Source organism: Brachyspira hampsonii, from assembly GCF_001746205.1.
Taxonomy (GTDB): domain Bacteria; phylum Spirochaetota; class Brachyspiria; order Brachyspirales; family Brachyspiraceae; genus Brachyspira; species Brachyspira hampsonii_B.
The window spans coordinates 200,381-221,194 of sequence record NZ_MDCO01000001.1; the positions used below are offsets into that span (position 1 = coordinate 200,381).

The window sequence follows — 20,814 nt, forward strand, 5'->3', positions numbered from 1 at the left end:
AAAACCAAAAAAGAAGTAGTTGTTGCATAGCATGACAATTAATAAATAAAATTAATTTTGAAACTAAATACCGAAATTCATATTAAACTTTTATTACATCTTTAATAAACTGAACTATTTTCAATATTACTAAGTTTTTTTAAATGTTTTATTTCTCTGCTAACTAATATAACAGTAACGATTAAAGCAGCTCCGTCAGCAACAGGTCCGGCATACATTACTCCGTCTATCCCTAGTATTCTAGGAAGTATTATTATAAGCGGAAGTAAAAATATTATCTGCCTTGTCATAGATATAAAAGCTCCTTTAAATGCTTTGCCCAAAGAAGTAAAGAAAGTACCTGTTACAGGCTGGATACCGTTTATAACCATTAATGCCATATATATACGCATATACTCTTCTGCAAAACGAAAATATAAATCGCTTCCGTCTCCGAATATTCCTACAATCTGTCTTGGGAATAATTGAAACAATAAAAATGCTGTAAAGGCCATAATTGTAGTAATTGTTATAGTAAGTTTATATGTTTTTATAACTCTGTCATAATTTTTAGCTCCATAATTAAAACCTATTATAGGCTGGCTTCCCTGTGATGAGCCTATTATAAAAGCCATTACAAGAGTATTAACTTTAGCAATAATGCCTGCTACTGCCAAAGGTATATTGCCTCCGTATATAGAATTAGCTCCATAATAACTAAGTACATTATTCATTGTAATTTGAACTATCATCATAGCTAATTGATTAAAGCCCGGTGATGAACCTAATGAATATATTTTTAAAATATTTTTGGGTTCTATTAAAAAATTATCTCTTTCAAATTTTATATGTTTGAATCTGAATAAATATCTTATAACAATAATAAATGAAACAAACTGCCCTATTATAGTGGCAAGTGCAGCTCCAGACATACCCATATCAAATTTGAATATCAAAATTGGATCTAATATTGTATTTATAACAGCACCTATAAGTACAGACATCATAGAATACTGAGGACTTCCGTCTGCTCTTATTATATGGCTCATCATAGTGGAAAATATAAATGGTATAAAACCTAAAGCAGTTATATTTGTATATTCCACTGCATAAGGTAAAACTTCTGCAGTAGAGCCGAACATAGTCATTAACTTTTTATTAAAAATTTTTACTATTACCGTAAATATAATTCCAAATATTAAAACTAATACAATAGTATTTCCTATAATTTTGGCAGCTTTTTTATTATTGCCCTGCCCTAATAATATGCTATAAAATGAAGCACATCCAAATCCATGAAATAATGCTATGGACATACAAATTATAGTAAGCGGAAAAGCAACATTTGTAGCAGCATTACCATTAATGCCTATACCCTGACCTATAAATATTTGATCTACTATATTATATAAAGAACCTACAAGCATCGATATAATACTAGGTGCAGCGTATTTAAATAAAAGTTTATAAGGCTTCTCATAATATAGAGGATTAGAAATTACATCATTATTCATAGATAAATCCGTTATAAAAAATAATTTTATTAAGTATATTTTATTTTTCTGTTTTTTCAATAATGTAATTTTCAAATTACTTTACGAAATATATTTTTTGCTATATAATTTCATAAATTAAATTAGGTGTTTTTATATGATAACAAAAAGAATAATTCCATGCTTGGATGTAAGAAATGGCAGAGTTGTAAAAGGTACTAATTTTGAAGGATTAAAAGATGTAAATGATCCTGTAGAACTTGCTAAATATTATAATAACTCTTTAGCTGATGAACTTGTGTTTTATGATATTACTGCTTCTTATGAAGGAAGAAAATTATTTGTCAATGTGCTTGAGAAAGTGGCAAATGAAATATTTATACCTCTCACAGTTGGAGGAGGAATAAATACTATAAAAGATTTTGATATGGTTTTAAAATCCGGAGCTGATAAAGTGAGTGTAAATTCCGGTGCTATAAAGAATCCTGATTTAATAAGAGAGGCTGCTGAAAAATATGGTAATCAATGTGTTGTACTTTCTATAGATATAAAAAGAGTTAATGGAAAATATTCTGTATTTTCTAAAGGAGGCAGAGAAGATACAGGAATTGATGCTATTGAATGGGCTATAAAGGGTGAGAAAAATGGGGCAGGAGAGCTTGTAATAAATAGTATTGATACTGACGGAGTAAAAAATGGTTTTGATATAGAATTACTTAAGGAAATAGCTGATAATGTTTCCATACCTTTAATAGCTTCAGGCGGAGCAGGAAATATGGAGCATTTCAAAGATGTATTTCAAGTTAAAGGTGTTGATGCCGGATTGGCTGCTTCTATATTTCATTTTAAAGAAATAGATATTAAAGAATTGAAAGAATATCTTCATAAGAATAATATTAAAGTAAGACTTTAAATTTTAATAAAAACTTGGGCGGGTGCTTATAAATTCTAATTAAGCATTTAAGAAAATTTAAATATAATTTTCTAAATGAATTAAGAAATATAAGGGGCGGGGTATGTAAATAAAATTTTTTATTTTCTCTTATAACAAATTACAGATTTTAATCAAAATTTCCAATTTATTTCTAATTTTCATAGTAAAATCCTATATTTACAGGTAATTTTATAATATTTGTAAATATATTTTACATTAATCTGTCATATATAGCTTATTTATGTATTACATGTATTAATAACTAGCAAACATATATATGTTTTGTAAATTTAGTGTAAATTATTTGTAAATAAATATTGCTTAATTTTTACATTCTGCTATAATTATAAATGTAAAGATATTTTACAATACTAAGTAAGGAGATATATTATGACTAACAGCTTAAACCTTTTTATTAAAATTACTCCTAGTAAATTACCTGAAAATATTAGAAGATTTATTGCTTCTAATTACAGCAAAGCTAAAATAGTTTATATTGACATAAGAAAAGAACAATATGAGATAAAATTAAATAATGGAATTTATATCAATTTTGACAAAAATGGAACTTGGAATTATATAAGCAGCGATGATAAATTATCTGAAAATATACTGCCAAAAAATATAGCAGGTAAAATAAAAAACATAATGAAAAAATATAATAATGCTTATATTTTTGAAGTAAGTAAAAGAATAGAATTCTACAAAATAAGATTAACTAATTCTTTAGAAATACGCATAAGAAATAACGGACAATTAATAATGGCATAACTTTTATTATTTTGTATCTCCTAAATATAAATAAAGGCTTGAATATTTATATATTCATGCCTTTTAATTTTTAAACCTAATTACATCCCCCGCCCTCTAGCCTTATTATTTAAATCTGCAATCAAAGTTTTTTGTTTTTTTATTGTATAATTAGAATTTATTAGCACCCGCCCAAGTTTTTTTTAATTTTAAAACATGTATACCCGCACGCAGAATAATATTTAAAATATATGCTAATCCAAAATCATAATTTAAACTATAAATAAAAGCCTTTTTACCGTGCGTTGGAAAAAGCATCAAAATAAATAAAACTTATTTTGACAAAAAATACATTCATTCAAGTATAATTAAATAAAAAAGAGATACATATATATGCAAGAATTATTTTTATTTCCTAACTATAAAGCAAAGAATAATTATCTAAAAAATAATTTCAAAAAATATACCTTGGATATAACTAATTATCAAACTCTGCATCAATACTATAAAAGCAGCAAAGAAATATTTTTTGAAAATTATAGAATAGAACATAATGTTCAGGATATAGATGAGTCAATAGCAATAATCAATATTCATAATATATTATTCCAATATAAAACAAAAAATAAAGAAGCCCTAATATCAAAACAAAATACAACTTATGAATTGGCATACACTTTATATAAACTAATAGAAGAAATAACATTAGCTAAATTCTACGGATTTAAATTAGATGAATATGATAATCTTAAAGATATAAATGAAATAATAAATCTATATAAAGAATACAATAAAGAAAATAATTTGTTAGATGAATTTGATATTTTCGAGCTTTTTATAAAATCTATAGAAAATAAAGAATTAGAATTTTTAAATACTTATGAATCTATAACAATTTATAATTTTGAAAAAATACCGCCTTTACATTTGATATTTCTTGAATCTATAAAAAAACATTATAATAAAACTATCAAAGTTATAATGCCTTATAATATGGAAAAACATTTTAATAATTATAAATCATTCTATCAAGGTATTGATAATTTTGAAGTAAATAAAAATTCAAATCTAGCAAAAGCACTGCTGGGAGAAAATAAGGATATAAATAAATATAAAAACAAAATAAAGTTCATATCCGGATTCGGGGCCAAACAGGAAGCTGATACAGTCATTGATGAGATAATTAAATTGATAGAAAATGGAGTTAATCCCTATGATATAGGAATAATATTTTCAGATATTCAGTTATACAGCGATATTGTTTCAAATAGATTAAAAGAATGCCAAATAAAATTTAATGAAAGAAGAGCTAACTTTATATGGAAAGTACCTATAATACCTGTACTCACTTCAATATTTTTAATATTAGATAAATATAATGGCGAAATAGATGCAGATGCTTTAATAAAAATATTATCAAGCTCATATATAAAACTTAACGGCATCAATCCTTATAATATAAGAGATTTAATATATTCTTATGAAGATTATAACTCTATAGAAATATTTTCAAAAATGTCTTTCAAAGATTTTAAAAATAAGATTTCTAAAAAATTTGAATATAATGATGCTTCAAAATCAATAGTAGATTTTTTGGATTTATTGAATAATCTGGTATCAAAGAAAAGTTATAAAGAAATAGGGCTTGCATATATAAATATTTTAAAATTTTTAGATGTGGGAAATATAGAAAATACAGACGATAATAATAAGAATGAATATTTCTATAGAGATAATGAGGCATTAGCTTTATTTATTAATCTTATACTAGAAATAGCATATACAGAAAAACTTGATAATATAGAGAATCAGGAAATAAGCCATTTTGATTTTCATGCCGCTTTAAATACAATTTTAAGAGACAAATCTATAGGCGAAGATGAAAATAAAGATATCACTCTTACAGTAAGTAATTTATATGATGCTAGGGGATTAAAATTAAAACATATATTTATATTAGGAATGAATAATGATTTTATCAAAATAAGACCTAATACATTTTTTATAAGTGCTAAATTAAGAGAGTATATAAATAAAAAAAATAAAAAAATAGTTTTTAATACACAAAGTTATTTATCAGATATTCATTATGCTTTATTTTTAAATATATTATCAGGCTGCTATGAAGATAGTAATATTTATTTCTCATTCAGATTTAAAGATGAAAAAGGTAATTTAGAGATTCCATTTTATTATTTAGAGAATATATACAGAGAGTTATATAATGAGGATTTTAAATTTGAAAATTTAGAGAAAAACGGACTTATATACAGAAAAGAATATATACAAAGAGAAGATAATATACATACAGATAAAGAAAATCTTATGAGTTTATTTTTATATAATACTATAGCTTATAAAATAGATAATGCAGAAAATATTATAGATACAGTTTATCATAAGCATAATAAAAATATGCATCATGATTTTAATAATAAAGAAGATATAAAAAATTTCTTTTTAAATATTTTAAAAGAAAAAATATCTGTTACAACTTTGCAGGCTATAATGGAATGTCCTGCCAAATTCTTCTATTCAAGATTGTACTCAAAAGAATCTGTAGAATCTAAAATACAAGGTGTAAATTACATGGATAGAGGAAGAGCATATCATAAATTCTTTCAGGATTTCTATCAAGAAGTAAAAAATCAATATTCCGATGAAGGATGCCGCTTAATAGAAAGCGAATTTAATAATTACTGCAATATAGCAAATCAGGTTGTGGATAATCATATAGATGAATTAATAAATATGTATTCCTCAAAGGACTTAGAAGAAAAATACTTATTAGAATATAAATTTGATTATAATGTTATAAGAGAAGAAGCCCTAAATGTTATGTCATATTTTATAAAAAAAGAAATCATCAATAACAAATTAAAAGAAGAAGATGAAGGCTGTTTTTATATACCTACATATTTTGAAAGATACATAGGAAGTAAAGAAGATTTTATTATATATAAAAATAAAGAGCTATCTATAAAAATAAAAGGCATAGTTGATAGAATAGATTTAAGCTACTCTGATAAAGAGCATAAGAATATAAATGGAATAAGAATTGTTGATTACAAGTCAAGATATAAAATAGAGGAAGCGAAAGGAGAAACTCAAAAAGATATTATAAGAGAAACTATAAGAATATATTTGCAGCCTATTTTATATTTAAAATATATACTCAATCAATATATACAAAAAAATATATCAGAAAAAATAAAGCATTGCGAAGTAGTTTTTACGGTATATAGAGAAAAAGATATTATCAATGAATCGCAGAAAATAAATCAGATGTATAATGACAGAGATATGCTTTTATCTATATGCGGCTATATTGACAGTGAATATAATTTGAAAGATTATTTTGACGAGATATTTAATAAAATTTTAGAAGGGGAATTAGTTTATATAGCAAATAGTACAAATTGCATAAACTGTTATAATGCTCCTTATTGTGAGAATGCTTATAAAAAAGATAATGATGAATACTCATTATAATATTTAAATCAAAAAATAATAATTATATATTAAAAAAGCATGAGATTTATTGATATCTCATGCTTTCATATTATTTAAATATTTTTAATTATTATTTCCAAGTAGGAAGATAAGAACCTAAAAAGTTTTCATTATAAACTTTTTCTACTATATCAGATTGATAAGTTTCTACAACTTTTTTGTATAATTCATTATCTTTATCTTTAGTTCTTGCAGCTATTAAATTAACAAAAGATTTTCCGCTGTAAATAGAAGGGTCATCTTTAAATATATAATCAGAACCCGGATTCAAACCAAAATCTATAGCATAGTTTCCATTTATAACAGCACAAGCAACATCAGGAAGAACACCATAAATAGCACCGGCATCCATTTCTACTATTTCAATATTCAAAGGATTTTCTATTATATCGCTTACACTAGGAGTATCTCCTGCCTCAGGTCTTACTTTAATAATTCCTGCCGCCTGAAGAACTTTTAAAGCTCTTCCTCCATTAGAAGGATCATTAGGTATAGCTATTTTATCTCCGTTTTTTAATTCTTTTACATCTGTAATATTAGTAGAATAAATATTCATAGCAGATATATAAGTATCTGCAATAGCAGTTAAATCATATCCTTTATTTGATACTTCATCATTAAAGTATGCATAATGCTGAAAAGCATTCAAATCAATTTCTCCGTCATTTAAAGCCTGATTTGGTATAGTATAATCAGAGAAAGATACTAACTCTACTTTTATTCCTTCTTCAGCTAATTTAGCTACTATAGGATTCCAAATTTGGTAATCAGACTCTCCAGCAAAACCAACTTTAACCACCTTTTGATCACCAGAAGAATTATTTGTGCATGATAATATCATTAATGACAGTATAACTGATGATACCAATAATAAAATTTTTTTCATTTTCGCTCCTCTATTAAATTTTAAATAAATTAGTATGTTTAGATTATATTATTTTTTGAATAATTTCAATAAAAAGTTCTAATAATTAATGATAATTCCCTGCAATTTTCCTGATTCAACAAGCTCTTTAATCCTTTTTTTATAAGAATCAGCTATAGTTTTATAAACACTATTATTTTCATCTTCCAATCTAGCCGCCATTAAATTAATATACATATCAGAATTATACTTACTAGGATCATCATAATATAAAATATTTGCATCCTCAACATCAAAACTAAGATTGAAATTAATAAAGGCCACATCAACAGATGATATAACAGAATAAACATTATTTGCATCTATAGCTTCAAAGTCTAATTGTAAATAATTTTCTACTATATCATTTGTGGTAAAATGATAATTAATATTATTCTTTCTCATTAATTTTATTATACCAATAGATTCCAATATTTTTAAAGCTCTTGATAAATTTACTTCATCTTTCGGAACTGCTATTTTAGAATGAAGATGCAATTGAGATAAATTAGTTAAATTTTCTGAATACATATTCATAGAAGCAATAAAAGTTTTATCTATTATACTTAAGTAATAATCATTTTTATTTGTTTCATTAACAAAATAATCATAATTTTGAAAATGATTCAAATCTATATGTCTGCCGTTTAATGCCTTATTTATTACAGAATAATCAGAAAACTGTATTAATTCTAAAATGATATTTTGTTCTTTCATTTCATTGGATACATATTCCCATATATCTATATCAAACTCGCCTATATATCCTATCTTTACTATATTCTCTTTTTTAGAATTACAAGAAACAATAAATAATAATAAAATAAATAATACTTTTTTCATGTTCATATATCCTTAATCAGCCATAATAAGACCATTTGAGGCATTACTCTCTATATTCTTTCTCATTTTCTGTCTGTAGCTTTCTGATATAAACTTGTAAAGATTATAATCTTTATCTTTTTCTCTGCATACAATCAAATTAGCATAAGACATCATACCGCTATGTGAATATTTAGATACATCATCATAATATATAATATTATAACCTACATGATCTGAAATAAAACCATAGTTTATAACTGCCGCATCTACATTGTCAAGATTATAATAAATGATATTTGCATCCATAGGAATAAATTGAATATTTAAATTATTTTCTGTAATATTAGATATTTTATAAAATTTTTTATCCGACCTTTCAAGTTTAATAATATTTGCAGATCTTAATATCTGTAATGCCCTTGATAAATTTACTTCATCATCAGGAACAGCTATTTTGGCATTTGATGATATTTGATTAATATTTGTAAGAAATTTTGAATATATATTCATAGGAGCTACAAAAGTTCTTCCAATAACATAAAGATCATAATTATATCTATTAGTCTCATTAACAAAATAAATATAATTTTGAAAAGAATTCAAATCGATCTCTCCATCGTTCAGCATTTTATTCAAAATATCATAATCTTCAAAATATATAAGTTCCAATCTAGCATTCTCTATCTTTAACTCTTCATTTATTTGCTGCCATATATCATAATCAAACTCGCCAATATGTCCTACTTTTACAACTTCAGTATTAGAACTTTCACAGGAAATTATATTCATTAATAAAAAAAACTTTAATAAATATTTCATATTTCCTCCAACTTATAAAATCACCAAACTGATATATATATACCATTAAAATTTTTATCATATATTTCTTTAACTTCATCAGACTGATATGCTTTTACTATTTTTTTATATATTTCATTATCTTTATCCTCAGTCCTCACAGCTATAATATTTACATAGTTTTTATCAGCATAATTACTAGGATTATCTTTAAATATAGAGTCCGTGTAAGGATTAAGCCCAAAACTTAAAGCAAAATTACTATTAATAACCGCACATGTTATGTCAGAAAGCAAACTATATATACTTCCAGCATCAACTTCAATTATATTCACCTTTAACTTATTTTCTTTTATATCATCTATAGTAGGATTTTGCTTGTATCGGTCTTTTAATTTGATAATACCAGCCGCCTCTAACACTTTTAAAGCTCTGCCTCTATTAGAATCATCATCTGGTATAACTATTTTATCATGTTCCTTAATCTGATTAATATTTGTTATATTATAAGAATATATATTCATAGCTGCAATACATGTATCTGCTATAGCAGTTAGTTCATATCCTTTAGATTCCAATTCATGATTAAAAAAAGCATAATGCTGAAAATTATTTAAATCTATTTTTCCGTCATTCAAGTCTTTATTAGGAGAAAAATAGTCTATATAAGAAATTAATTCTATCTCTATATTATCATTAGAAACTTTTTTCATAACTTCCTGCCAAATAACTTTATCAGATTCTCCTATATATCCCACTTTTACAATATTAACATTTTTATCTGCATTAGAACATGAAACAGAAAATATAAAAGTAAAAAGTAAAATTATTTTTTTCATATTTTTCATAGCATTATCATTTTAATATAATTCTGTTAAAAAATTATTTAATTATAATTGAACATATAATAATACTATAATCGCTAATAAATATTATTACATATTCAAAGCCAACTCATAATTCTTTTTCATAACATTGCAAGATTCAGAAAATAATTTTTTCTCTTCATCATTCATTTTAAGCTCAATTATCTCCTCAACTCCGTTTCTTCCAAGCACTGCAGGAACAGAAGCATAAACATCATTCTGACCATATTCACCATTCAAGTATACAGAAACAGGAAGCACCCTATGTTCATCGCAAAGTATTGCCCGAGCAACTTCAGCTAAAGCAGTACCTATTCCAAACTCTGTAGAGCCTTTACCTTCTAAAACATCCCATCCGCCTCTTCTTCCTTTATTAGCTAATTCTTTCAAATCAAGACATGAATATTTTTCTTTTTCTTTCATAAGCTCAAATAAAGGTTTTCCTGCTATAGTTACAGCTGACCATGCTACCATTTGGCTTTCTCCATGCTCTCCTAAAGCATAAGCATATATAGATTTCTGATCAATATTAATTGCTTCTGATATAGCCCTTCTTAACCTTGCCGAATCTAATGTTGTGCTTGTAGATATTATTCTCTTAGGATCATAATTCAATTTGTTTTGTAAATAATGAGTAATAACATCAGCAGGATTAGATATATTTATTATTATGCCGTTAAACTTAGTCTTTTTTATTTTCTCTATTATATCTTTCATAACCTCTATTGTAGAGCCTAAAGTATCCATTCTAGTTTGATTGATAGTAGGCAAAGGTCCTGCACATACCGCCATTATATCCGCATCATCTATATCTTTATAATTTCCTGCTTTAACTTCTACTCTATGAGGAAGATACACTGCAGCATCAAATATATCCAAAGCCTGAGCAAATGCTTTTTTCTCATCTATATCAATATAAACTATTTCTTCAACTAAACCCTGAGAAGCTAATGCATATCCGGCATGAGAACCCACATGTCCTGCTCCTATTAATACAGCTTTTCTTCTTTTTAATAAAGTTTCCATAAATAATTCCTCTTAATATTAAATAATTTTTTATATCATAATAATTTTTATCAATGTGTAGCTTTTTTTACAATGAAATTTCCTACAGCCTGTATAATACCTACAAGTATTACAAGAAGTATTACAGACACATATATAATATCTAATTTATTTCTATAGTATCCGGATTGTATAGCATAAGTTCCAAGTCCGCCGGCACCTACAGCTCCAGCCATAGCAGTAAGACCTATTAAACTAATTGCCGTTATAGTAGTACCTCTTGCTATAGGAGCTATACTTTCTTTTAAATATACTCTAAAAATAATTGCTATAGGTGATGATCCCATAGACTGTGCCGCTTCTACCAAACCCGGATTCACTTCAGCTAAAGCACTTTCTATCTGTCTTGCAAAGAAAGGAACTGTTCCGAATATTAAAGGTATAATAGCACCTTTTACCCCTATAGCAGTACCCATTATAAATCTTGTAAGAGGTACAAGCATTGCAAGAAGTATTATAAATGGTATCGCTCTGAAAAAGTTAATTAATTTACTAAGAACCTCATATACTAATATATTCTCCATTATTCCAAATCTTTTAGTAACTATTAAAAGTACGCCTAAAAAACCGCCCGCAAAAAATGATATTATCCCTGAATAAAAAAGCATTACAAATGTTTGTATTATGCTTTGATAAAGTCTAGGTAAATCTGCCATAACATTAGGCATTAAATTATTCATCATATCTAGCATCTTTTATTACCTCCGTATCAACATTTTGCTCTTGAAAGAACTTTATAGTATTAGTAATACCGCCTTTTTCTTTTTCATGAAGTATTACTACCAAGCCTCCAAGCAAACTATCATCTATAAGCTCTACATTCCCAAATATTATATTAACATCCACATTAAATTTTCTGGATACATGAGAAACTAAAGCCTCTCCTACACTATCTTTTTTGTATTTTAATCTTACTATACATTCTCCGGCTTTAATATTTGTAATCTTATCCTTTTCTTCAACAAGCGTATATATTTTTGAAAGATTTGAAGTAGTATCTATAAACTCCTGCGTAATTTGATTTTTTGGATGAGAAAATACTTCAAATATATCTCCTTCTTCTATTAGACTTCCTTTATTCATAACCGCAACTCTATGACAAAGTTCCTTAACTACATTCATTTCATGCGTTATTACAACTATAGTAATTCCTAAACCTTCATTTAACTTTTTTAATAATTTTAATATAGAAGAAGTCGTCTGCGGATCCAAAGCACTAGTTGCCTCATCGCATAAAAGTATCTGCGGATCATTAGCCAAAGCTCTTGCAATTGCAACTCTTTGTTTTTGTCCGCCGCTTAATTGCGAAGGATAAACATTAGCCTTTTCTTTTATATCTACAAGCTCAAGCAAAGACATTACTTTTTTTTCTATTTCTTCTTTTGAAAGCCCTCTGTATCTTAAAGGATATGCAACATTTTTAAATACTGTCCTTGAACTAAACAAATTAAACTGCTGAAATATCATACCCATTTTTTTTCTTTTTTCTCTAAGTTCTTTGGGTTTTAAAGATGTTAATTCCTCTTCATCTACATATACTTTTCCTGATGTAGGTCTTTCTAATAAGTTTATGCATCTTACTAAAGTTGATTTTCCAGCTCCTGAAAAACCTATTATTCCGTATATCTCACCTTTGTTTATTTTTAAAGATACATTATTAACAGCATTAAGCTGTTTATTTTTGGCTGTTTTAAATACCTTACTAACATTTTCCAAAACTATCATCTATTATCCTGAAAATTAGATTATTCAATTTATCGAAATATTATAAATTATATATTTTTAAATATATCTGTCAATAGTAATAAAAAAACTCGGGCGGGTGCTAATATTTCTACTATAGGCATTAAAAAAAATTAAAATAAAAATTTTATAGTAAAATATTAAAGATAAAGGGTGTGTCATGTAAATTAAGCTTTAAACCTTAATTACATATTACCGCACTTTATTATAAACTTATTATTTTTTATTACTGCTAATAAAAATTATTATTCTTTCTGTGTATTAATCTTATTTAATTTGCTGCTTAATCTATGCAAGTAATAAGTAATAAATATGAAAAGTCCCATCACAGCAATATGATCCATAAAGAAAAATATAAAAGCCTCTTCATAAGAAGGAACTTTTGTAACTGAAAATAGTCTAATATATATACCTCTTTTTATAAATGAAACTACTCCATATACAGCTACTAATAAACCCATTATCATATATATTTGTTTTTTTATATTCATGAATTTCTTACTCATATTTATAAACATACCCCAATGCATACCCAAATGTAAAGACATTAATATAAGTCCCCAATAACAGCAAATTATATGCAGTCTTTTATTAAATACTTTAATGCCTTCAAGATTAAAAAATTCAACTACATTTCTATTAAATAATATTCCGCTTATAATTAATCCAAGCATACATATAAAGAGCATAGAATTTATAAATGTATTTAATATTCTATTTAAACTATATTTTCCTTTATTTAGATTTTTATACCAATGAAAATTCAGTATATGATGAAGTATAAAAAATATAAAAATTAAATATCCCAAATATTCATGCATGGTACGGCCTGTAAAACGATAGCCAATTAAAACAAAAAAAAGAATAGTCATTATTATATCTATAAATATTTTAATTTTATTTTTCATATATAATTTTCTCCCTATTGCAGAATCAGTTTATTTTAAAAAGTAAAATAATATATAGCATGCTATTTAGATTATTAGACGAATTATATGGTTAAAAGTTTCTGTATATTTATTTTTTTGTAATTTTTGTGTAAAAAAGTTATTCCTTCATTTATTTTACTGCTCAATGAGAAATTAAAGCACCCGCCCAAGTTTTATTTAATTTTTTAGCATTAATTAACGCATGTTAAAATAAAATTCTTTTTTTAGTAAAATTTGAATTAAAACTTATTATTGTTCATTGTATTTACACTGCATACGTTTTTAAAATTACAAAAAATAAGTACATAGAAATTAAAAATTAAATCTCTATGTACTTTTGAGTATATATGATTGAAAAACTTAGTATATAAAAATAAAATCTATTTGCTTGGTTTAAAAAAGTTAAGTCTTAAAGCATTAGTAACTACTGATACAGAGCTTAAACTCATAGCAAGAGCTGCAAATATAGGATTCAAAAGTAAATCCTTACCCATAATAGCAACTAAAAAATCTCCTATAGAAGAAGCTATTAAAGGCTCTCTAAATACATGCAAAACTCCCGCAGCTATCGGTATACCTATAACATTGTAGCAAAAAGCCCAAAAAAGATTCTGTTTAATATCTCTCATAGTGGCCTTGCTCAATTCTATTGCAGTTACTACATCATTGGTATTTGATTTTACTAATACTATATCAGCACTTTCTATAGCAACATCAGTGCCGCTTCCTATAGCAATGCCTACATTAGCCTGAGTTAAAGCAGGAGCATCATTTATACCGTCTCCTACCATAGCAACAATGTTTCCTTCGTCCTGAAGTTTTTTAACCTCTTTTGATTTTTCTTCTGGAAGAACTTCAGCAAACACTATATCAATACCAGCTTCTTTTGCTACCGAATTAGCTGTATTTTTATTGTCTCCTGTTATCATAGCTGTTTTTATACCCAATTTATGAAGCCTTCTTATAGCATCAATGCTTTCTTTTTTTAATTTATCCGCACAAGCTATAATACCTAAAAGTTTATTATCATAGGCAACATACATTGGGGTTTTACCCTCTTTTGAAAGGCTATCCATATATGAATGATAATTCTCCGTATTTATATTTTCTTTATTCATAAGTTTATCATTGCCCATCAAAACTTTTTTATTATCAATGAATACTTCTATACCGAAACCTGCTATAGCTTTAAAATTTTCTATATCAAGAAGTTTAATATTTTTTTCTTTAGCCTCTCTTACTATAGCCTCACCTAATGGGTGTTCACTTCCATTTTCAGCACTTGCAGCTATTAAAAGAAGTTTATCCTTATCATCAGAAATAATATCAGTAACATAAGGTTTGCCCTCTGTTAGAGTACCTGTTTTATCAAACATTACAGCATTTATTTTTTGAGATACTTCCAACGCTTCAGCATTTTTAAAAAGTATTCCAAGCTCAGCACCTTTTCCTGTACCAACCATTATAGCAGTAGGAGTAGCTAGCCCCAAAGCACAAGGACAAGCTATAACTAATACTGACACAAATACAGTTAAAGAGAATACAAAATTATGCAAAGCTATAAACCAAATTATACCAGATATCAAAGCTATAGTAATAACAGCAGGTACAAAATATGAAGACACTACATCGGCAATATGTGCTATAGGAGCTTTTGAGCCTTGAGCATCTTCTACTAATTTTATAATCTGAGCTAATGCCGTATCAGAACCTACTTTCTGAGCCTTAAACTTAAAACTTCCTGTTTTATTAATTGAAGCACCAACCACCTTATCGCCTACACTTTTTTCAACAGGTATGCTCTCTCCTGTAAGCATTGATTCATCTACACTGCTGTATCCTTCTATAATCTCTCCGTCAACAGGTATCTTCTCACCTGGGCGTACCAAAACTATATCATCAACTTTTACTTCAGAAATTTTTATCTCTTTCTCTTCTCCGTCTTTTATTATAGTTGCTGTTTTCGGCTGAAGTCCCATAAGTTTTTTTATTGCCTCACCTGTTTTTCCTTTGCTTCTAGCCTCTAAATACTTGCCAAACTGTACCAATGTAATTATAACAGCAGCTGATTCATAATATAAGTTTTCACCATGAGGATTAAGCCCCATAAATGCTAAAATACTAGAATATATACTATAAACAAATGCTGCAGTTGTACCTATTGCTACAAGCGAATCCATATTAGGGGAGCCTCTGAAAAGTGCAGGGTAACCTAATGTATAAAACTTATAGCCTGATATCATAACAGGTACGCATAAAAGTATAGCGACTATAGAAAAAACCTGAGGATTGACATGATGAACCAAAAAACTAGGTATTGGAAACTTTACTATACTCACCATAGGTGCCATTGATATATAAAAAAGCGGTATAGAAAATATGGCAGATACTATTAATCTTATTTTCTGCTCTTTTATCTCTTTAGCTTTTCTCTCAGCCGGATCTTCCTCCTTTCCTACTACCTGATATCCAGCCTTTACAACTACATTCACTATATCATCATACTTTAGTTTTTTTTCATCATAATTGAATACTGCTTTTTCTGTAGCTATATTAACATTAGCATCATCAATGCCTTCAGTCTTTTTTAATGCTCTCTCCACTGCTCTAGAACAAGCAGCACAGTGCATTCCTCCTATTTTTAAAGTCATTTTCATATATAAATACTCCTATATAAAAAACATATCCTATTTTACTATTTTTTATTAAATGTTACAATTATCTAACAATATAATTATAATAATTTTTTAATAAAATTCAAGTAGGGACTATGGGTATATTGACTTTTATATAAAAAAAGAGGCATACTTTTTAACGCCCCTTTCTAGATAATAACTTTATAATTTATTTAATGGCATCTAATTGGTTAGATTTCATATAATATCTTTCCTGTTTTCCTAATATTGTAAAATTAAAATCTGTAATTGTATCTCTGTTTACTGTCATTGAAAATGTATATGTACCATTATCATCTGACATATTTCCCTCATATTTACTTCCTGTAATAGAAACATTTTCAAACCTAAATCTATTAGGCGTATATATTAATATCATCTTTTCATCATTGTAAATATCTACATATATATCTATATATTCAGGATTTGTAAAAGATGAAGAATCTAATGTTTCTACTGTATATTCTACTTTTCCTTTATATTCTAAAGCACCGTCATCTATTACTGTATTATCATTAATAGGTAAATCAGTTTTTTCTCCGTAGTTATCTAAACTATTTTCTTCATCAGTATTAGAGGTTTCTTTACTATTTACATTATCTGCAGATTTATTTTCTTCATTTCCTGTAGGCGTATTACTTACAGCATATGTAGGATTTGAAGGGTTATTCTTTGCACATGATACTGCAAATAAAATTACAATAACTATTAAAAGTATTTTTAATTTCATTCTTATTTTTTCCTTTATTTGTTATTTTTATATATAAAAATATAAAAAATTTATTTCATATGAAATATTCTATAAAAATAAAATTAATTTACATACAATCAATATATTAACAAATTTAAGAATTTTATTTAAAATTATAATATAGTTATAAAATATTTTTACTAAAAAATAGAAATATACCTGCTACTGTAAAAATACATATATAATTAAAAAATAAATTATTTTTATTAATTTTATTATATATAATACAAATAATACATTTATATTATGTTATTTGTTTTTTAAATAATCATCAAAATACTCTATAGTCTTTTTCAAACCGTCTTCCAATTTATATTCAGGTTTCCAATTAAGTTTTACTTTGGCTAAACTAATATTAGGCTGTCTTTTTATAGGATCATCTTTAGGAAGATCTTTAAATACTATTTCTGATTTCGAATTTGTCATTTCTATAATTTTTTGGGCAAATTCTAAAACAGTCATTTCCGCAGGATTTCCTAAATTTACAGGTCCTATAAAATTATCCGCATTCATCATTTTTACAGCACCGTCTATTAAATCATCGCAATAACAGAAACTTCTAGTTTGGCTTCCATCGCCATAAACTGTTATAGGTATATTCTGAAGTGCCTGTATAACAAAATTTGAAACTACCCTGCCGTCATATTCATTCATTCTAGGACCATAAGTATTAAATATTCTTATTATCTTTATATCTGTTTTATACTCCCTGTAATAATCCATCATCAAAGTTTCAGCCCCCCTTTTACCTTCATCATAGCAGCTTCTTATACCATTAGGATTAACATGTCCCCAATAAGTTTCCATTTGAGGATGTTCTAAAGGATCCCCATATACCTCACTAGTTGAAGCTTGAAGTATTCTGGCATTGCAATCTCTTGCTAAATTAAGCATATTAAGTATACCGAAAACACTTGTCTTAAATGTATGTACAGGATTTCTTTGATAATGTATCGGAGAAGCAGGACAGGCAAAATTATAAATCTCATCGCATTCTATATGTATTGGTTCTGTGATATCATGTCTTATACTTTCAAAATTTTTATTATCTAATAAATGTTTAATATTCTCTTTACTGCCTGTAAAAAAATTATCTATAGATATTACATAGTTTCCTTCATTTAATAATCTTTCACATAAATGAGAGCCTAAAAATCCAGCTCCGCCTGTTACAATAATTCTTTTCATAAAAAATCCTTTAAATTAATTACATTATATATTATAGCATATAATTAAATATTTCAATTGAAATTATCATATATCATTTAAATTAATTTTTATGTTTTAAAAATTAGTTTATATACCATGCCCTTTTATATTTTTTAACTTAATCTAAAATTAAAGCTTTACTAATTATTAAGCACTTATATTACACCATAAATTTAATTAGATTTATAACACAATTCACGCACGGTGAAAATATCTTTCAATATAACCAAAATTATATTATTTAATATATTTAAATTATTTGATTGATTTATCGTGCGTTGTATAGATTAAAAATATATAAAAGTAAAAATTTCTATTATAACATCTATAAATGACAAAAATTGTCGCTTTTATTAAATTATAAAAAATAAATAGCATTAAATGAATTAAATAAAATCCTTAAGGTTTTTTTTATATTACCGTTAATATCAGAAGTTAATTGCTAAATAAAGGAGTTATTAGTATGACTATCAATGGAATAAATAATAATGTACAGCAAACACCGCAAGTTCAAATGCCTGTTCCTAAAGAAAATAACTCAGCTCAAAATCCTGCTAACATACAAAAGATAAGCCAGCAAGGAAGCGGCATATCTCCTCTTTCAAGCAGATACACTTATGCTATAGGACGAGATGGCAAAAGATATGTTTTGCAGCTTAGAATAGATATATCTTCTGTAAGAGCTTTCAGTTCATTAGCATAAGTATATTTTTTATAAAATACTTATGCTGTAAATATATTTCTATTCTAGTTAGAAATTTAAATGCATAAATTAATATTAATTGGATTTCTTAACTACTATTCTATTGCCCTCTACAAGAATAACTTTTAAACTGCTGCCTTTATCTATAAACTCACCCTCGCTTACAGCATCATATCTCTTTCCATCTATGACTATATAACCTGCAGGTCTGAAAAAAGTATCAGCAACTCCATCCTTTCCAATTAAATCATCATAAGAAATACTTGAATGATATCCTGAAACATCACTCTCTAATGTAATCTTATTTCTAAAATCTTTTGACTTACTCATAAACCTTGCAATCAATAATACAAGTATAATATCTATTATTAAAGATACAAATATTACAAAAGAAGCTACAGCTATATTATGTATTCCAAAAGAAATAAATATTCCCGCTACAATTCCTATTATACCAAGTATGCCTGTGATTCCAAAGCCAGGTATAAGAAATATTTCTACACAAAGAAGAACAACTCCAAGAAGGAATATTGCAGGTGCTAAAAAATTACTGCTGCCTGAAAAAAACTGAATAAAGAAAAATAAAGCAAAAGCTATTATCGCTGTTACTCCGCCTACACCAAATCCCGGAGTCTTCATTTCAATATATATTCCAGCTATTCCTATAGACATTATAATACTTAAAATAAAAGGATTAAGAAGAACCTTCAATACAGAATCATAGCCTTCTTCTTCTATATTAATTATTTCTGCATTATTCATATTTTTTAATTCTAATATATCATTTATAGAATTTGCTTTCTTATCTGCAATATTTATAGATACTGCCTCATCAGCACTTAATGTCAATAAAGTCTTATCATCTAAATCAATACCATCACTTCTTTTAGTTAAAACTATAGTTTCATCAACCATAGCCTCAGCAGCTTTAACATTCTTTTTAGTAGTTTCGGCAGAAGCTCTCATCGCAGCACGCATTGCACTCACCTCTTTTTCTCCTGCTTTTCTAGGTTCATTTCCATTTAAATATACAGGAGTAGCTGCCCCTATTACACTGCCGTCAGACATGTAAATTTCTTTAGCACTCAATGATATTAAAGCTCCCGCAGATAATGCATTCTTATTAATATAAACAACTACAGGTACATTACTTTCCATAATATAATTCTTTATAGATAAGGCTGATGAAAGAAGTCCTCCAGGTGTATCAAGTTCTAATATAATCAAATCTGCTTTTTCATCATTTGCTTCATCTATAGCATTTTTTAAATATCCAGCATACCATCTATTTATCTCTTGAAATTCCTGCTTCTTTATAACATAAACTTTAGCATCTTTTGAATATAAATAATTAGAAAAGATAAAAATGCTCAAAAAAAGCATTATTAATGTATTATTAAATTTTTTCATTGACATCACTCTCTTTTTTATTATATATTATTATTTTAGTATAACTTATATTTTTTTCAAGCGTAAATTTTCAACGCCGTTTAATAACATATCATTCATTGTTTAAATTATAATAAAAAAATAGCATATATTTTAAGCATATCCTATAACGGCGGTATAAGCATAATAAAATTAAAAAACACTTGGGTGGGTAATTATAAATTCTAATTTAACAATAAAAAAATTAAAAGTTTTAATCCGAATTTAAATTATAAAACTAAAGGGTGG

At 26.6% G+C, this 20,814-nt stretch carries 17 protein-coding genes; 4 read left to right on the top strand and 13 right to left on the bottom strand.

The window, feature by feature from the left end; genetic code table 11:
- Nucleotides 1–101: 101 nt before the first annotated feature.
- Nucleotides 102–1,493 (bottom strand): MATE family efflux transporter, encoded by a 1,392-nt coding sequence (locus BFL38_RS00910; RefSeq protein ID WP_069725289.1) that lies wholly within the window; start codon nucleotides 1,491–1,493, stop codon nucleotides 102–104.
- A gap of 136 nt (nucleotides 1,494–1,629) precedes the next feature.
- On the opposite strand from BFL38_RS00910, the gene hisF reads away from it, so the two are divergent.
- From hisF to BFL38_RS00925, 3 genes are all read left to right on the top strand, one after another.
- Complete coding sequence (hisF, locus tag BFL38_RS00915; RefSeq protein ID WP_069725290.1) at nucleotides 1,630–2,385, top strand: imidazole glycerol phosphate synthase subunit HisF; 756 nt, start codon at nucleotides 1,630–1,632, stop codon at nucleotides 2,383–2,385.
- A 411-nt stretch (nucleotides 2,386–2,796) separates the two neighbouring features.
- Nucleotides 2,797–3,177: a PepSY-like domain-containing protein gene (locus tag BFL38_RS00920; protein WP_069725291.1), complete on the top strand. Its 381-nt coding sequence runs from the start codon at nucleotides 2,797–2,799 to the stop codon at nucleotides 3,175–3,177.
- Between the two features lie 372 nt (nucleotides 3,178–3,549).
- Nucleotides 3,550–6,648: a PD-(D/E)XK nuclease family protein gene (locus BFL38_RS00925; protein WP_069725292.1), complete on the top strand. Its 3,099-nt coding sequence runs from the start codon at nucleotides 3,550–3,552 to the stop codon at nucleotides 6,646–6,648.
- 91 nt (nucleotides 6,649–6,739) lie between these two features.
- On the opposite strand, the gene BFL38_RS00930 is transcribed toward BFL38_RS00925, so the two are convergent.
- The 11 genes from BFL38_RS00930 to BFL38_RS00980 form a co-directional block, all read right to left on the bottom strand.
- Nucleotides 6,740–7,555 (bottom strand): MetQ/NlpA family ABC transporter substrate-binding protein, encoded by an 816-nt coding sequence (locus BFL38_RS00930; RefSeq protein WP_069725293.1) that lies wholly within the window; start codon nucleotides 7,553–7,555, stop codon nucleotides 6,740–6,742.
- A 78-nt stretch (nucleotides 7,556–7,633) separates the two neighbouring features.
- The gene (locus BFL38_RS00935; protein WP_069725294.1) at nucleotides 7,634–8,416 is read right to left on the bottom strand and encodes a MetQ/NlpA family ABC transporter substrate-binding protein; all 783 of its coding nucleotides are present in this window, start codon (nucleotides 8,414–8,416) and stop codon (nucleotides 7,634–7,636) included.
- 12 nt (nucleotides 8,417–8,428) lie between these two features.
- Nucleotides 8,429–9,217, bottom strand: a complete 789-nt coding sequence (locus tag BFL38_RS00940) for a MetQ/NlpA family ABC transporter substrate-binding protein (protein WP_069725295.1) — start codon at nucleotides 9,215–9,217, stop codon at nucleotides 8,429–8,431.
- A 20-nt stretch (nucleotides 9,218–9,237) separates the two neighbouring features.
- Entirely contained in the window at nucleotides 9,238–10,035 is a 798-nt protein-coding gene (locus tag BFL38_RS00945) for a MetQ/NlpA family ABC transporter substrate-binding protein (RefSeq protein WP_069725673.1), read from the bottom strand.
- Nucleotides 10,036–10,131: 96 nt separating this feature from the next.
- On the bottom strand, nucleotides 10,132–11,088 hold the full coding sequence (locus tag BFL38_RS00950) for an L-lactate dehydrogenase (protein WP_069725296.1): 957 nt from the start codon (nucleotides 11,086–11,088) through the stop codon (nucleotides 10,132–10,134).
- A gap of 50 nt (nucleotides 11,089–11,138) precedes the next feature.
- Entirely contained in the window at nucleotides 11,139–11,819 is a 681-nt protein-coding gene (locus BFL38_RS00955; RefSeq protein WP_069725297.1) for a methionine ABC transporter permease, read from the bottom strand.
- Complete coding sequence (locus BFL38_RS00960) at nucleotides 11,800–12,852, bottom strand: methionine ABC transporter ATP-binding protein (RefSeq protein WP_069725298.1); 1,053 nt, start codon at nucleotides 12,850–12,852, stop codon at nucleotides 11,800–11,802. The genes BFL38_RS00955 and BFL38_RS00960 overlap by 20 nt, the downstream gene beginning before the upstream one ends.
- 263 nt (nucleotides 12,853–13,115) lie before the next feature.
- Nucleotides 13,116–13,778, bottom strand: coding sequence for a DUF4405 domain-containing protein (locus BFL38_RS00965; RefSeq protein WP_069725299.1), 663 nt, complete (start codon nucleotides 13,776–13,778; stop codon nucleotides 13,116–13,118).
- A 401-nt stretch (nucleotides 13,779–14,179) separates the two neighbouring features.
- On the bottom strand, nucleotides 14,180–16,456 hold the full coding sequence (locus BFL38_RS00970; protein ID WP_069725300.1) for a heavy metal translocating P-type ATPase: 2,277 nt from the start codon (nucleotides 16,454–16,456) through the stop codon (nucleotides 14,180–14,182).
- Nucleotides 16,457–16,643: 187 nt separating this feature from the next.
- The gene (locus tag BFL38_RS00975; protein WP_069725301.1) at nucleotides 16,644–17,204 is read right to left on the bottom strand and encodes a hypothetical protein; all 561 of its coding nucleotides are present in this window, start codon (nucleotides 17,202–17,204) and stop codon (nucleotides 16,644–16,646) included.
- 270 nt (nucleotides 17,205–17,474) lie between these two features.
- Entirely contained in the window at nucleotides 17,475–18,413 is a 939-nt protein-coding gene (locus BFL38_RS00980) for a UDP-glucuronic acid decarboxylase family protein (RefSeq protein ID WP_069725302.1), read from the bottom strand.
- Between the two features lie 484 nt (nucleotides 18,414–18,897).
- Here BFL38_RS00980 and BFL38_RS00985 point away from each other — a divergent pair, with 484 nt between their 5' ends.
- Nucleotides 18,898–19,137, top strand: coding sequence for a hypothetical protein (locus BFL38_RS00985; protein WP_069725303.1), 240 nt, complete (start codon nucleotides 18,898–18,900; stop codon nucleotides 19,135–19,137).
- Between the two features lie 75 nt (nucleotides 19,138–19,212).
- Here the strand turns inward: BFL38_RS00985 and BFL38_RS00990 are convergent, their stop codons facing one another.
- Nucleotides 19,213–20,547: an NfeD family protein gene (locus BFL38_RS00990; RefSeq protein WP_069725304.1), complete on the bottom strand. Its 1,335-nt coding sequence runs from the start codon at nucleotides 20,545–20,547 to the stop codon at nucleotides 19,213–19,215.
- Nucleotides 20,548–20,814 lie beyond the last annotated feature (267 nt).